Source organism: Microvirga sp., assembly GCF_014699075.1.
Lineage (GTDB): Bacteria > Pseudomonadota > Alphaproteobacteria > Rhizobiales > Beijerinckiaceae > Microvirga.
Genome location: NZ_JACXAB010000047.1, coordinates 13,455 through 27,899 on the forward strand (window position 1 = coordinate 13,455; position 14,445 = coordinate 27,899).

Here is a 14,445-nt window from a genome sequence, read left to right on the forward strand (position 1 = left end):
ACCGGACTAGGGTTGAACGGTAGCCAGCTGGTCAACAACAGTAAGATGACAGGGTTCAACCTTCCAAACATCAAAACTGACAGGTGCAGCTGAGTTGCCTGATCGAGCGCAGTAGATCTGAGAGCGTGTCTGACTGCCACACAGGCATCTTCACATGTGTTGAGGTGAGCAGTTTGGGTCGATCCCCAGCTGCAGACGAACACGTTTGGTTAACCATGTGGCGCCAAATGCATCGCACGGTCCAAATTGCGTCACAAGCTAGACCCAATGGGAGGCTGATGTGAGCACACAACGCTCTCTGACATTCAGCTAACGATCCGCGAGTAAGCTCATGAGCCATGCCAAAACCCAAGTCAGGCTGCATCTCGACGCAACGGGCAAAGGCCTTCTTGCGGCAACGGCGATCGGCTGGGGACTGTTCGTGTACTCCGTCCTGTCTACAGGATCTGAGGAGCACACGCTCCAGAGCGAGAATCGGCAGCTTCGGCAGCAGATCGAGACTGTCACCGCAGAGCGCGATCAGCTGGCTAAAGCTAATGACCAAAAGACCCTGGCCGGCCAAGATCTGAACACCATGCTGGTGCGGATCGAAGCAGCAACCGAAGAACTCCAGCACCTGGACTCTCTGCGGGCGAGCGTCAGTCAGGCGGTTGAGCAAACCCGCCTTCAGCTCACCGGACCGTCAGATCAGCCCGCAGCTATGACGGAAAGTCCTACAATCAGCACGACGTCAGCGGCTCGCCTCTCCAAGCAGGAGATCCGCACGGCGCAGGAAGCGCTTGTGGACTTCGGGTATGGAAAATTAAAAGCTGATGGGGCATTAGGTCCCTCAACTCGTAAGGCCGTTGAAGCCTTTGAACGAGCCAAAGGTCTTCCTATTACGGGCAAGCTTGGAACTGCGACCCTTCAGGCTTTGAGAACTCACACAGCCTCGGTAATGCAGTAGCTGTGGCGCCACACGGACCGTTCAAGGAAGCCTCTCCGCCTATATCGTGACCTTCGAGCGTTTCTATGACGGGGAGCCTCGGCCACGAGGCGAGGCTTATCCTTGAGGTGTGCCGAAACTGTCATCGGGTCTCAGCATTATTCAAAGCGGAAGCTGCCACTCCATCCTAGCTTTCCAGGATGGGAGGCCTCCTCACCAATCTGGCAACGGCGGGTGAGGAGGGCTTTCCTTTTAGTGGAACAGGTTACGCCTCGGCAGTTGAGGGGCTGCGTCGATCTTATCGTCCTTATCGAACGGCTTCATTTCGGGTTCCGGCGACAGATGCACGATCGCCGCCAGGATGGCGGCCGGCCGGATTTTCAGTTCCTCATTGATCGCCTTCAGCAGTTCATCGTCCTTCGCCACATACTCAAGGACACCCAGCAGGAAATGCGATGATGTCGCCGATGTGCGGATCGTCTCGGGCTGGAGACCGGTGACATTCAGGAACTGGATGATCCGATCGACGTCTGCGACAATAAAGTTCAGCACTTGGATGGCAACACTCTCAGCGTCGCCTCGGCCGGCAATAGTCCTCCCCTGGAATGTCTCGCTCATGTCCGCCTCCGTGGCTTCCGCCATCCGCCGATATCTTAATATACAATGCTGGCGATCCCAGCGCAGACATCCCGGACTGTCACTTCTATCTGGAATGGAATCCGCTCCGGCGTGGCCAGCAGCCTCTACGCTGTAAGGCGCACTAGGACTAACTGGTTGGAATTTCGCAGGTTCGGTGGTAATCCCCTGCGCATTCTTACAACCTCATTCCGGGTCAAGAGGCGGAGACAGTGCGTCTTTCCCGCCCCAAAGACCGCCTTCCAACGATCAGGATCATTGCAATGCCCGGCATCGCACGTCAGTTCGAGCCGCAGATTACCCGAACCGGGGGTGCCCCGTCCAAGTACCGTTTCACCGCCCGGTGTTCCGGGTGCCCCAAGACAGATAGCTACGAGGCCAGCAAGCCTGCTGGTGATGAGTTCGTCAAAGGTTACTTCAAGGAACGCGGCTGGCTTCTCGGCCGCGACCGGGCCTATGATTTGTGTCCGGCTTGCCTGGCAACCCCCCGGAATGTTCAGCAGCCTCGGCTGTCCAATGACGCGGGCCCACAAAGGTCGCCAGAGGCGGCCAATTCTTCAGGTGGTGTGAGCGCCCCAGCGAACAAGCGGTCCCGGGACACCGCTGATATCCTGGCCCGGCACCTGGGCAAGCCCGAAGCGCTCGCCGCGGAGGTCTTCCGTCCCAAGCCCGCGCAGTCCCCTCGCCCCTCCGCTCCGGAGGCGCCCCCACAGACCGGATCAGCCCCTGCCCTGTCACGCGAGGTGGAACAGGCCCTGACGGGAATGGCCGCAGAGCTGAGAGGCCTTCGCTCGACCATAGAGGGCATGGCGGAGCAGATGAGAAAGCTGGTGGCTCTCGGCGGTCAGCAGATCGAGGCCATCGCCCGGCTTGCACCCCTGATGGTTCACTCGGCTGACGGGATTGCCGGCGGCCTGCGGGAGGTTGTCAGCGCGCTCCAGTCCATCCCGAGCGCCTCTCCTCCTGAACCAGAGCCCTCCAAGACCGAAGAGCCGCTTACGCGAGAGGCTGAACCTGTCGACCCGCAGGCTCCTGAACCCGGCCCGGAACCAGAACCGCAGAAGCCATTCAGGGCAAAAGAGCGCTCGAGGGCGGACTTGCGCCCGGCCAAGACCGAGGCTCGCGTCCGTCAGACTGGCTCCGCAACCCTTGTGGTGAAGTCGATACCCGACGCGAAGCGCTCGGACCGGTTCTACACCTCTATCCGCCTGCCGCGGGATCTGTGGGACCAGGCCGGCTTCGGCCCAGACGACCGTCTCCTGCTGGACTGGAGCGGGAAGACGCTCACCATTGAGCGTGTGGCTGAGGGCGGCGTAAAGCCCAAGGCGGTTGGGAGCACCTCTGTGGTCCTCCAGTCCTGGAAGCTTGGAAATCTCAATTTCGACGCGCTTTCAGCCACCGGCACCGGCGGCTCCCTGCGCTTGGTGGGAGCCCAGCGCTAAGCGATAAGGCCAATCCTTGCACAGCCGGTGCCGCGCACGCGCTCTCCTCGCGATCGCCCGATGCGACCTGATGAGACCTGACCGGCTGGCGGACCTGTCACACAGGTGTTCGTCTGCCATTGTGGCATCCTGCAACGATCGTGCGCGCCCTGACTTCCCCCACGCCCTGACTGGCTCGAGAGCCCTGACCTGGACCCTCCGGTAATCTCCCCGCGAACATGATGCTCACTGCACTCCGAGGCGGGCGGATCAGCGACGCAGGAGGTGAAAATATTCGATCACCATCGGCGCATCTTGATCCTGTCTGGCCAGCTCGCCGAGCGCCTTGGGAACCCGCCTGACGAGTGGATCAAGGCCTCCTGGAGCGGCCGCAGTTAATCACGCTTCGAGGCATGGAAAATGCGGGCCGGCAACGCTACGGAACCGGCTAGTTTGCGGCGGCCGGCGACAAGCCGGCGCGAGGAAAACGAGATGAATTGCGCTGATTTTTCGTGCCTTAATCTTCCGGCGTGCCCCTGTAGGCAGCATCAAAACTGGCGACAGAGCGTAGTCCTCGGCGGCCCTTCGACTGGGCGGGCCCTGTGCGAGCCGGATCGCGAGCGGCACCCACCCTATGTGAGGCTGTCCAGGCGCCAGTCGCGGCTGCCATAGCGGTCGAAGAAGGGAGCTGGATCGCGGTCTGATTAAATTCCTGCACAAAAACTACGGTATTGAGCCCAGCACCCGCCCTAGTTAATATTCCTACTATCATCACGTCACAACGTTGCTGCGTCGGCACTGCGGTATTGAGCCTGGACTGGCCCGATCGTCCTATCCATGCCCATCCCCCCAGAACCCGACAAAGCCGCTCCACGGCCTTCGCAAGGCCCCTGCCGGGCCAATCTGCGGGCGGTTTGAGGTCTTGAGCCTCGCCGCGACCTAGGCCCTCTGAACCCTTTCCATAGGCAAGGAGCCATCGCTGGTGAAAATTTCTGTGGCCCGTCTATTTTCCCCCTCTCCTAACACGGGGCGCAGACCGTCGCCCCTACCCAAGAGCGGCTCTCGTGAAAATCAAAGGCTGGCGGCCGATTCCCACCTCACGCCGAGTAGCGACCAGCGGGCTTGATCGAGCGGGACGTCACTTAGGTGCTAGATCCATTCGCGGCTGGAGTGAAAAAATTGACCGCGCTCGGACCCATCCGGTATAATATTCATAACAAAGGAATGAGGGCTTGCCCTCCACCAAATACGAATCGGGTCCGGGGTTCGATGGCCAGGAAAGATGATTACGCTTGGGGCAAAGAGCGCCCAAGTGCCCGCATGGGGCGCCTGAGGCGTCTTGCAGATCAGAGCGAGCCTGAAATCCAAGCGGCCAGGGCAGCGTACGAGAAGACCGTTGCTGGTATCCGAGCACGGCAAGCGCTCCTGCTGCAGGAGTGTGACAAGATCGAGCGCTGCCTGGACGCGAACGGCGTGTATGTTCCCGCCTTGGCGAAAGCTGTGTCGCCGGGCGCATGGAATTCGATTGAGAACCCCATCAAGCGCCCCCGTGGACGACCGAGGAAAAATTTTCCCGGTGATCCCCTGCTCCCACGCAAGTCACGCGCAAAGGCCGGTGGGCGCACCACCCGCCGCTCGTCGGCGCGGGCGCCGGCAAACATCCCAGCGCGTGTGCCGACGCCTGCTCCTAAGGCTGCGCCGCAGGTTGCGGCCGCTCTGCTGGAGTCGACGACGGCTGGTGGCCTCGGCGTGGACACCATTCAGATCGAGACGCCTGAGAAGGCTTTCGAGATCAGGCCGGTCGAGCATCGCACGGTCCAGATCACCGTGGTCGAGAACGATCCAGAGTATGAGGCCGAGCTGGCCGAGCAGGCTGCTCGGGCAAAGGCACAGTGGGATGCCGAGAACGAGCCGGGCGAGGAAATCCCGCCTGAGGGTTTGCCGCGTCAGAAGACGAAGTTCTCCATGAACTACGACTTCTCCGATGCCATGGATCAGACAAAGGTCGATCCGGCGATCCTGGCGCTGTTCCCTCACTTCGGTTTCGCCACGACTGAGCCGAGTGAGTCGATGTCAAAAGAAGACCTGAGGCGCTGGCTGTTCGCTACTCGATATAGTGACGAGCCGAATGATGAGGCTCGGATGAGGCGCTTCAACGATGCTCTTCGTATCCGCAGAGATATTCCTGGGGTCTACAATGCAGTGAGGCATAGGCTGGATCCCCTTATCCAGCGTGAGCGGGATCGGATCATGGTCTGGCATACCGTGCATCTGCGGGTGATCAATGCCGAGCAGTACAGTGCCTCTGCTGCCAAGGGCGAAATGGACCAGGACCTCGCCTTCATGTGGATGGCCCACCGGGATTACATCGCGCTGGGCAACCTGACCGACAGCGAGCATCTCGTCTGGCGGGAGATCGTGGACGCGATGGAATGGCCGAAGGGCTTCTCGCGGATCGATCTCGCCCTTTGGGCCGAGCAGGATCCCAATGTGGTGCCGGATGTCCGGTCCTGGGCCGGAGAGCCGAAGAACTTCCCTGAGCGTCTGCGCTTCGTCCCCTTCCCTCCATAGGATTTGAGGGAGCGCTCATAAAGAAAGGCGGCCGTCGTGAGACGAGCCGCCTTTTCGTGTGAGTGGGTTAGGCTGCGGCCTTCACCCCCGTCTCCGGGTGCTTCCGGAGGCGGTGGTAGGCGTCGTTCCACATGCAGCCGGGCACATGGAGGAATGCGGTGGCGACACCAAGCGGCAGGGCATGGCGATCCTGGCGGATCGGTAAACAGCCTGCCGGTGATTGGCCGATCAGCCCAGCCCTGCTCGCGCGGCGTCTGGCTTCTTCCAGGGCACATAGGACACATAGGCCAGGCGGAGGAACAGCAGCGTCAGGGTTCTCTGCACCGTGATCTGCATCGCCTGCGGCTCTCCGGTGGCCGGGTCATACAGGAGCAGACAGCTCTGGCCCGACTGCTCCTCGCGCGTCTCAGCCCACATCAGCTCGATCGCGATCTGGCCGGGCGTGTGGGTCACCGTGTAACCGCCGATCCGGTGAGCCGACGGAGCATTCCAGGACACCTGCTTCTCCCTGCCCTCCCCGCCCACCTCGACATCGCCGATCCCGGCGGCCTGCCCGCGTAAGCCCGGGCCCCGGCTCTTGAACACGCCGGTGAACGACAAGCGCCGGCGCGGCGCTACCGGAATCAGCCCGATCAGCCGCACGGCGTCGTCACGCGCGAAGGTGCCACCCTCCTGAACGAGCCGGTCGAGGAGGGCATGCGCCTCAAGCCGGGCCTCAACGGTGAGCTCTTGATCGCTCATCCTCTTACTCATCCTTGGCCTCCCCGTCGGCGGAGAGATCCGGATCAGCGTCGGCGAGACCGTCGTCGAACACCCATCGTGGTGCCCCCTCTCCGACCGGTGCGACGCGGATGGACTCATTCTCCAAGATGAGCCTAACCATATGAGCGCCGGCGGTTTTGAACTGCGCCAAGCGATCGGAGAGGTTATTCCACGGCAGCATGAGATCCGGGACGGCGGGCTCAGCCGTCGGGTCTATGGCGTGAAGAAGGATGCGTGCATCAAGCCCGCCTTCCTCCAGAACCAGCCCATGCGAAACCACCAGAGCGGCAAGGCGCTCGTAGTAGGCACGCATCAGTTCGCCCCCTGTGAGGCGCTTCAGGCCGAAGGCGAAGTCGACGTGTCTGAGGAGCGAAGCTGGAAAGCCGGCATCGACGAGGGTCTTGAGGCACTCGATATGCAAGCGGGCCGGATCCGGCTCGCTGCGGGCGATCTCACCGATCTTGTCCTGAGCCAGCTCGGTGGTGAGGATGAAAATAGCATCAGCCAAGGCACGAAACTTGCCTGTTTCATCGACAAGGTGGCCATGCCTCCAGATGCGCTCGAGGCGGGTGCGGAGGTTCGGGTGGGCTTGATCAATGTCCTGAAGCACGAACACGCCGTCAGGGTTGTGCTCCAGAGCCTGCAGCAACGAGTCCCCCTCCGTGGCAACCGGGGACGATGAGAAGATCTGGTCGATATCCTCCGCTGGATTGCCGGCCAGCTTGTACAGGCCGCCCATGCTCTTCAGGGATCGGACGAGGCCTCGGATCAGATCGAGATGGTCTTCTTCGACATTCGGACCGGCAATGAGGAAGACGCCAGGCCGGCGCTGCAGGGGGCCGAGCGCGATGTGGTTGCAAACCTCCAGGGCGAATACCTCGACGGCGGTATCCTGGCCGATAATACGTTTCCTGGTGAGTGCGACGAGGTCGTGTATGACTTGTGCAGGATCTTCCTGAGGTGTGGACATGGAATAGGTCTCAATGAGGGTTGATGATGAGTGTGAGCTGGCCTGCGTTGTGCGGGCCGCCCGTCGAAGGATCGACGATGTCACTCTTGCCTCAGGTGCTGCACCGCTTCGGATCGTCCTTTAGCAAGGCGTGAGGTGTCCTTTTGGGATTTATCTCGTCTTTTCCTTCAACCGTCCGGTGATCCTCCCGTCATTCTCTCCTGGGATTGCTTCACCTATCGTCTTACCTTACGCAGCACCTGAACTGACCCTGCCGCAGGTACGCAGCCGGTCCGATGATCATCAGGCACATCTGGCAATGCCTTGCCCGCTGAGATCGCCGGGACTTGCTGGATGAACGCCGCGCCGCACGCATTTAGGTTTACAATGACCGCAGCCGCACCAGTGGCTCGGCTGCGTACCCGGCTCTGCTCGGGCGCAGATACTGAAGAAGTCTTATGCGGTAGCGATCAATGCCGCGCCGGCCAAAGATGGCTTGGATGACCCGATGGTTATTGATGCCCGAGGAGCGATGCAGGCTCTCCATCTCCCGACATGGGCCGGTCAGATGACACACAGCCCTGAACGATCGCTCTCCCACGGAGCCGGTGGGAACGGATTCAGCTCCAACGTGTCGGGCTTGAATGAGCTCGGCAACCTTTGGCGAGCGCTCACAAGGAGCTTTGACGCGGTTGGGGCCATGACGGGCGAACACGCTCAATCCGCCTGAGTGTATGCGGCTGAACGTGACTCCCAGCCCGTTGTCGTTATCCGCGTGACACAAGTGCCATTGAGATGGCCGGTCTGGTGCATGAGAGACAGGCGACCCATGTGTGCAATTGGCGAACATCGTTGCCCGAGCAGGTTATTGGTCACTGCGTGAGATGGACACGACGGATGTATTGATTTCTCATCCTTGTTTCGAATCTGTCACTGTGGAATCAAGGTGAACGGCGAGAGGAATGCCTACTGATGCTGCGTGCGATGCCGTTAGCCCCTCACTGCGTTCTCGCCCGCCCCTCACCGCCTTTCACTCTCCGTAGAACAATTTTATCGACCGTCCCGGCGACCGGAAGCTAACGCCCCATCACCGGGGCGTCAGGACAGCAGTGAGGGGTCGGGAAAAAATAACTCTAGACCAGGGATCGGTCCTGCTCCCCGGTTCCGTCGCCCAAGCCGTTCTCCCAGAAATGATTTTTTAGCACCCCAACCCTCCTTCTGACTGTAACCCCGCCCGGAAGGTGGTCGAACTGTTCGTGGACGCTGACGGGATCAACGTCGCTACAGCTTAAGATTGTGCAACAGGGTCATCGGAGGCTCTCGTAGTGGCTTGATCCTGTCGATCCCGAGATGATTTATCGTGACAAGTGCCCCATCCTCTGCTGTCATGCTCTCCAGCACAGACCAAAAGGCGAAGGGGCATGGGGAAGCCGGATCTGCTTACGGCCATAGACGCGATCTATGCCTCCGCGCTCGCCCCGGAGCGCTGGCCGGAAGCTCTGGAGCACATCGGTCATCTTACCGGCGGACTCGGCGCAGCCATCGTGCCGCTCACGGCAACGGACCGGGTGGTGACCATCGGTTCCTCCAGCTTGGATGAGGCCACGCAGGACTACAACAAAGAGTGGTGGCGCTACGACATTCGCATCGAGCGGCGATCTGCACTCGGGATAACAGAAGGGCTGATCACTGATCCTGACCTCCTGGACGAGGAAACTGCACGGACCCATCCGTTCTTCCAGGAGTTCCTGCGATCTCACAAGCTGGGTGCGTACCTGGGCTACGTGACCGCCCTGCCCTCACGGCAGATTGTGGCGGTGGGTCTCCACCGGGACCTTCGCCGAGGGTCCTTCGAGAAGGAAGAAGTAGACAACTTCATCCGCCTCGCACCCCACGCCGCCCGCGCGCTTGTGGCAGGGTCTGAGATTGCTGAAGGCCGACGTGCTTCACGCATTCTCAGTAACGTCCTGAACCATTCTACCTCTGGAGCGATCCTTTTGGATGATCGCGGCGTGGTGGTCTCCATGACTCAAACGGCTCGGTCCATGCTCGGTGCGGGGTTCGATGTCTCCGTGGTCGCTTGAAGGCGACAACGGCGCAAGATCAGAAGGCTTTGGACGCCTTGGTGATCTCTGCTCTTCCTGGCCGGGTGAGCTTGGTGCAGCCCCCGCTGGTGCTGTCCTGCGCTCCGGGCGTTGAGCAGAAACGTCTTGTTCAGGCAATTCCAATTGGCAGGGATCAGCAAACCGACTTCGAACATCTTACTCTCAAACCTGGGGTCTTGGTCCTTCTCAACGGCCTATCCACCCCGGGGTCAGACGTGATCCTGGAGCGTCTTATCCGGCTCGGCCTCACGAGGGGGCAGGCTCGCATTGCTGCTGCGGTCGGAGGTGGACTGTCCTCTAAAGAGGCAGCAGAGCAACTCGGGCTGGCGGACGGAACGATCCGCACAGTCCTGAAGGTCGTGTACGAGCGCCTCGATCTCACCCGTAAGAGCCAGCTTGTAGCCCTCGTGACAAAGCTCGGATCATTACCAGCACAGAACTGAGCAAAAGAAGCTACGGCGTCTGGCCTGATCCACTGCCATGAGGCAGTAGATAGCGGCCCCATCCCTCCAAGGGCGTATCACAAATGTGGAATGCGCCTCTGCATCGAACCAGCCAAACTGTCAGTTTGGACGTGGAGGGAAAATGTTCGAGTGCCGCCACCGGGTGACCTCCCCTGGTCGTGAAGCCTTACTGCCAGCCACGCATCGCGCTGCTTCATCTCCTTGGCTCCGACCGGAACTGCCATCGCTCGGCGCTATGGACATCATGTTCTCCACAGTTCCGCAGTATCCTAGCCATGGGCAGAAATCCTAAGACAGACCATCGGGCCAACCGGTTTCTCGCTGCACTGGAACCCGACGACTTCGCCTCTCTTGAACCACACCTTGAGACGGTCATCCTGCTGCGTGGGACCGTTCTCTACGAGCCCGGTGACCCCATCCGCTTCACCTTCTTTCCGCACGATGCCATTGTCTCCCTTGTCGATGTTCTGGAGGATGGCCGTCTAGCCGAGGTGGCGATGTTCGGGCGCGAGGGCTTGTTTGGGCTGCTGAGCGCCTTTGTCAGCCGTGAAGCCTTCGGGCGCTATGTCGTACAGGTTCCCGGCACCGCCTCTCGGATTTCCCTCGACCACATGCAGGAAGCGATCCGGACACGTCCCAGCCTACAAAGATTGGTGCTCGCCTATAACGAGGCACTGCTCGCCCAGGCGTATCACACCGTAGCCTGCAATGCCGTGCACCCGGTCGAGGCCCGATGCTGCCGCTGGCTCCTCAGCACGCATGACCGCCTAGACCACGACGCCCTGCCTCTGACGCACGAATTTTTGGCAGAAATGCTCGGGGTCCAGCGCTCCACGGTCAGTGCGACCCTACGGAGCCTCCAGACCACTGGCCTGATCGAGCAGCGCCGGGGACGGATCGCCGTAATTGATCGTGGAGGTCTCGAACAAGCAGCGTGCGAGTGCTATCGCAAAATCCACTCCCGGTTCGAAAAATTGCTGCCGGGCACCTATCGCTAGTTTGGTGGCAACAAACTGGACGGAGCGAATCCTATGGCTGGGGCCCAGTGGCTCTATCTCAGGACTGAACAAGCCTACTGGGAGGCGCACGCCTAACGCAGGCGAGTACGGCTCCAGACTCCTGGACCACAGGCAAAATACATCAGCAGTCCTCCAACGATGGCGAGGTTCTGGAAAAACTCCACGTTCTGACGAGGGCGGAAGATCAAACCCGTCATCGACGGGCCATATGTGAGCCAGAGCATGGTGGCGGTGAATCCGATCAGGGCCACCGCCGTCCAGCGCGGCCACAAACCAATGATCAGAGCCAAGGGGCCGAGAAACTCCGCTGCCACCAGAAGACCAGCAACCATTTCTGGATAAGGGATATCCTTGCCCGCAAGCGAAGCCGCAAACGAGGAAAATGCCATCAGCTTGCCGTAGCCGGAAGGCAGGAATAGAGCCGCAATCAGGACGCGGCCAAAGAGCAGGGCCGCATCCTCGCTTCGGGCCAGCATGAACTCTCTCCTGATCTCATCTGGGTTCGTTACGGCTCCACTGCGGATGGGCTCCCGTGCGGCAGGAGCGAATGGACTACGACGCGCGTTAAAACTGGGTTATGAGCCCAACGGGTCAGTGGAGAAGACGGGAGGGTCATCATGCCGAAGCTCAACCGGGTTCTTGAAACGGCCTTGTATGTCGCCGATCTCGACCGGGCTGCCGCCTTCTACGGCGGGGTTGTCGGGCTCCCGTGCATCCACGAGGATCACCGGATGCGAGCCTATGACGTGGGCGGGAACGGGGTTCTCCTCGTGTTTCCGCAGGGCGGGTCTCTTCAGCCCATCGAAACTCCCGGAGAATCGATCCTACACATCCGGTGGCAGCCATGAAGCGGCCGATGTCGAAGACGAGCGCGTCGCTGACCTTGATGCGGGCTCCATCGATCGCGACGCTGGCCATGGCTCCCGACACGGGAAGCGAGAGGATGAACTCGGCCCACCGCAGGGCCACTTCGGCATGCGGTCATCGGGCAGTCCGAGGTCCGGCCGCCCTTGGTCGCTTCCAAACTCCGATATCGCGGTAGTCGGCTTGTCGATCATCCCCTGGCCATGCCAGCCTCTGCACGATTCGAAAACTACTGCGACTGTACAAGAGGCAATGCCGCGCAGAAGGATTCCGCCCGTGTGCAATCTGTATTCGAGCTACACCACCCAGGAAGCCATGCGCCGGGCCTTCGAGGTCGCCCGCGACAGCGCCGGCAACGTCCCTCCCCTGCCGGCGATCTTTCCGGACCAGATGGCTCCCGTCGTCCGGACCGTCGATGGCCAGCGCGAGCTGATCCAGATGCGCTGGGGTTTCCCGCCGCCGCCGAAGGTGGGCACCCAGCCGGTGACCAACGTGCGCAACGTAGCGTCGACTTTCTGGCGCGCCTGGCTCAAGCCGCAGCACCGCTGCCTCGTGCCGCTCACCAGCTTCAGTGAATACAAGGATACCAAGCCGCGCAAGACGCCGGTGTGGTTCGCGCTCAACCAGGAACGGCCCTTGGCGGCCTTCGCGGGCATCTGGCGCCCCTGGACTGGCGTGCGTGGCACGAAAGCCGAGCCGGTCGAGGCCGAGCACCTGCTCTACTCGTTCCTCACATCGGAGCCGAACGGCGTCGTCGGGCCTATCCACCCGAAGGCCATGCCGGTGATCCTCACCACACCTGAGGAGTACGAGACCTGGCTCACTGCGCCCGCGGAAGTCGCGCTCAGACTGCAGCGGCCGCTGCCCGATGACATGCTTGAGATCGTGGCCGAAGGTGCAAGGTCCGATCAACCCGAGGTGGCTTGAGCTGTCTGATACCTCTGAAGCTACTTTTCAGGAGCAGGGTTGGACTCTGGGTGTGTTGCTGCACCCTGTTCCGGAGCTGGCACTGTGGTGTGTGGCTCCGCCTTAGCCCCCTCAGCATCCCTCAAGGGATCGTCCACCGCCTGCTCGCTTCGACGATGCTGGACTGGACTCGTTGCAGCTTGTTTCCGGAGCCTCCGGTTCCTCCAAGCCTCCAACATCTCTTGCCTCAGCCCTGGCCTCGGTTTCGGAAGGGTCCGCCAGATCGTCAGCGTGAACGCCTTTCCCACGGCGAGCACGAGGGCCATGCCATAAAGGAAGATGGCCGGCGAGAAGCTCTCGTCCATCAGTGTTTTCCTCTCAGCGCCCACTCGACACCATCAGTCGTGTGCACTGTTGAAGCTCTGCTCATACTTGGCCAGTAATCGAAGTGCGACTTTCTTGCTCTGAAGCCTTCGACCATAGTCTGTCTTCCACAACCCTGCCGGTTGCTAAGTATAGGAGGCGACGAACCGGCCTCAAGAGCTCCCATATCGATGGTTCAGAGTCATGTATCAAAAATGCCAGAACATGAGACTGCTGCAGAAAGTACAGACTTACTTCCGCAAGCCCGAACAGCCAGCGGTCATACAGCGGCAAGTATGTGCTGATGACGAGCAGGCTGGCAGCTCACGTTCAAAGCGCGCTCAAATCAGGGACGTGCTGCGCCAGTACGAGAGAGGCAGCCTTAAGGAGGCTGAAGCTGTCGAAGAATTGCTCAAGATCCTCCGCTGAGTGCAGTCCAGGTTTCCCCGTAATACTTCCTCTACCCCCTTCGCAGGAGATAGCCGCGTCGCCGCTTTCGCTGGGGCCAAGTATCAAGGGCTTCCACTGCACGTGTTTGGCTGTCCTAGAGCTCGATCCTTCTCTGTCCCGGCTGCCCGATTCGGTCCCATTGGCGGACCAGGGTCACATCACCGAACAGGCTGGGTTCGATCGACAGGACGTAGTAGCGAGCCATGTTGCAGGTGGGGTCACACCTGTCGAGCACCAGGTACTGGATCGTGTCTGTGGACATACCTCCATGTTGTGCAAGCTTATAGGCGAGGTCCAATCAAAGTCCTGAATCGATCAGAGACTAACGATTCACGATGATGATGCGCCTTGCGAACACAGGGCGGCACTCTGGTCACCGTTAACCTTTGGCTCACCCTAAAGACACGCTCCTTGGCTTGCGAGGGAGCAAACCCTGAGCGGAACCATTATCCGACCACACTCCTCCATCCTCACTGCCGCGAACGGGTCGTAGCGACGCCCTCCCTTTTCAAGCACCGGAGAGTTCACCATGGCCCAGAGATATGCGCTTTCCCTTGTCGATTTCTCTCGGGTGATCATCCTGGCACTGGGCTTTGGCACCATTACAGGATGGGGCATGTATGCCCTCTCCAGCCGGTCCGCTACAGAAGTGGAAAGCCAATTGCGCGGACAGGTGAGACACCTCCACCAGATTCAGATGGACCTCCTGTCTGAGCGACAGCGCACCACGACAGCTGTGAGTGACCTAGAGCAACTGCAGTCTCAAGTTTCGAAGCTGCGGCAGGAAGCCGATCTTCTGACCCAAGCCAGAGACCTTGCCCAAGCCGAACTGGTGACTGCGGCAACTGGGATGAGGGATCTGATCAACCAGCTGAACACCTCCGGCAATGACATCTCCACAACAGGTTCGATCAACACGAGCACGGTTAATGCCCAACACTTTGTCAGCGCCACAGCTCAGAAAGCCCTGACCAGACACGGCTACGGCCCTCTGAAGGCCGACGGCATCG

Annotated in this window: 15 protein-coding genes and 1 pseudogene; 10 read left to right on the forward strand and 6 right to left on the reverse strand. The window is 60.5% G+C overall.

Annotated features, from left to right (window positions below; translation table 11 throughout):
• Positions 1 to 331 precede the first annotated feature (331 nt).
• On the forward strand, positions 332 to 946 hold the full coding sequence (locus tag IC232_RS26860) for a peptidoglycan-binding domain-containing protein (RefSeq protein WP_190848023.1): 615 nt from the start codon (positions 332 to 334) through the stop codon (positions 944 to 946).
• A 231-nt stretch (positions 947 to 1,177) separates the two neighbouring features.
• Here the strand turns inward: IC232_RS26860 and IC232_RS26865 are convergent, their stop codons facing one another.
• Positions 1,178 to 1,543 carry a DUF3572 domain-containing protein gene (locus IC232_RS26865; RefSeq protein ID WP_190848024.1) on the reverse strand — a complete coding sequence of 122 codons (366 nt, stop codon included), beginning with the start codon at positions 1,541 to 1,543 and terminating at the stop codon, positions 1,178 to 1,180.
• Positions 1,544 to 1,824: 281 nt separating this feature from the next.
• Between IC232_RS26865 and IC232_RS26870 the strand changes: the two genes are divergently transcribed.
• Positions 1,825 to 3,003: a hypothetical protein gene (locus IC232_RS26870; RefSeq protein ID WP_190848025.1), complete on the forward strand. Its 1,179-nt coding sequence runs from the start codon at positions 1,825 to 1,827 to the stop codon at positions 3,001 to 3,003.
• A gap of 1,248 nt (positions 3,004 to 4,251) precedes the next feature.
• Positions 4,252 to 5,553, forward strand: a complete 1,302-nt coding sequence (locus IC232_RS26875; RefSeq protein WP_190848026.1) for a hypothetical protein — start codon at positions 4,252 to 4,254, stop codon at positions 5,551 to 5,553.
• Positions 5,554 to 5,781: 228 nt separating this feature from the next.
• On the opposite strand, the gene IC232_RS26880 is transcribed toward IC232_RS26875, so the two are convergent.
• Both IC232_RS26880 and IC232_RS26885 read right to left on the reverse strand, forming a co-directional pair.
• On the reverse strand, positions 5,782 to 6,294 hold the full coding sequence (locus tag IC232_RS26880) for a hypothetical protein (RefSeq protein ID WP_190848027.1): 513 nt from the start codon (positions 6,292 to 6,294) through the stop codon (positions 5,782 to 5,784).
• A 4-nt stretch (positions 6,295 to 6,298) separates the two neighbouring features.
• Positions 6,299 to 7,285, reverse strand: coding sequence for a hypothetical protein (locus tag IC232_RS26885; protein WP_190848028.1), 987 nt, complete (start codon positions 7,283 to 7,285; stop codon positions 6,299 to 6,301).
• 1,400 nt (positions 7,286 to 8,685) lie between these two features.
• Between IC232_RS26885 and IC232_RS26890 the strand changes: the two genes are divergently transcribed.
• The 3 genes from IC232_RS26890 (at position 8,686) to IC232_RS26900 (ending at position 10,831) form a co-directional block, all read left to right on the forward strand.
• Positions 8,686 to 9,348 (forward strand): hypothetical protein, encoded by a 663-nt coding sequence (locus IC232_RS26890; protein ID WP_190848029.1) that lies wholly within the window; start codon positions 8,686 to 8,688, stop codon positions 9,346 to 9,348.
• A 236-nt stretch (positions 9,349 to 9,584) separates the two neighbouring features.
• Positions 9,585 to 9,812 (forward strand): LuxR C-terminal-related transcriptional regulator, encoded by a 228-nt coding sequence (locus tag IC232_RS26895; RefSeq protein ID WP_190848030.1) that lies wholly within the window; start codon positions 9,585 to 9,587, stop codon positions 9,810 to 9,812.
• Between the two features lie 296 nt (positions 9,813 to 10,108).
• Entirely contained in the window at positions 10,109 to 10,831 is a 723-nt protein-coding gene (locus tag IC232_RS26900) for a Crp/Fnr family transcriptional regulator (protein ID WP_190848031.1), read from the forward strand.
• Between the two features lie 92 nt (positions 10,832 to 10,923).
• Here the strand turns inward: IC232_RS26900 and IC232_RS26905 are convergent, their stop codons facing one another.
• Complete coding sequence (locus IC232_RS26905; protein ID WP_190848032.1) at positions 10,924 to 11,328, reverse strand: DoxX family protein; 405 nt, start codon at positions 11,326 to 11,328, stop codon at positions 10,924 to 10,926.
• A gap of 141 nt (positions 11,329 to 11,469) precedes the next feature.
• Here IC232_RS26905 and IC232_RS26910 point away from each other — a divergent pair, with 141 nt between their 5' ends.
• On the forward strand, positions 11,470 to 11,700 hold the full coding sequence (locus tag IC232_RS26910; protein WP_190848033.1) for a VOC family protein: 231 nt from the start codon (positions 11,470 to 11,472) through the stop codon (positions 11,698 to 11,700).
• Between the two features lie 292 nt (positions 11,701 to 11,992).
• Positions 11,993 to 12,643: an SOS response-associated peptidase gene (locus IC232_RS26915; protein WP_190848034.1), complete on the forward strand. Its 651-nt coding sequence runs from the start codon at positions 11,993 to 11,995 to the stop codon at positions 12,641 to 12,643.
• A 20-nt stretch (positions 12,644 to 12,663) separates the two neighbouring features.
• Here IC232_RS26915 and IC232_RS26920 read toward each other — a convergent pair whose 3' ends face one another.
• Positions 12,664 to 12,987: a hypothetical protein gene (locus IC232_RS26920; protein WP_190848035.1), complete on the reverse strand. Its 324-nt coding sequence runs from the start codon at positions 12,985 to 12,987 to the stop codon at positions 12,664 to 12,666.
• Positions 12,988 to 13,210: 223 nt separating this feature from the next.
• Between IC232_RS26920 and IC232_RS26925 the strand changes: the two genes are divergently transcribed.
• Complete coding sequence (locus IC232_RS26925) at positions 13,211 to 13,414, forward strand: hypothetical protein (RefSeq protein WP_190848036.1); 204 nt, start codon at positions 13,211 to 13,213, stop codon at positions 13,412 to 13,414.
• Between the two features lie 115 nt (positions 13,415 to 13,529).
• On the opposite strand, the gene IC232_RS26930 is transcribed toward IC232_RS26925, so the two are convergent.
• A complete protein-coding gene (locus IC232_RS26930; protein ID WP_312895242.1) occupies positions 13,530 to 13,697 on the reverse strand; it encodes a WGR domain-containing protein in 168 nt (55 codons plus the stop codon).
• A 267-nt stretch (positions 13,698 to 13,964) separates the two neighbouring features.
• On the opposite strand from IC232_RS26930, the pseudogene IC232_RS26935 reads away from it, so the two are divergent.
• Positions 13,965 to 14,445, forward strand: a pseudogene (locus IC232_RS26935) (hypothetical protein); the annotation flags it as partial.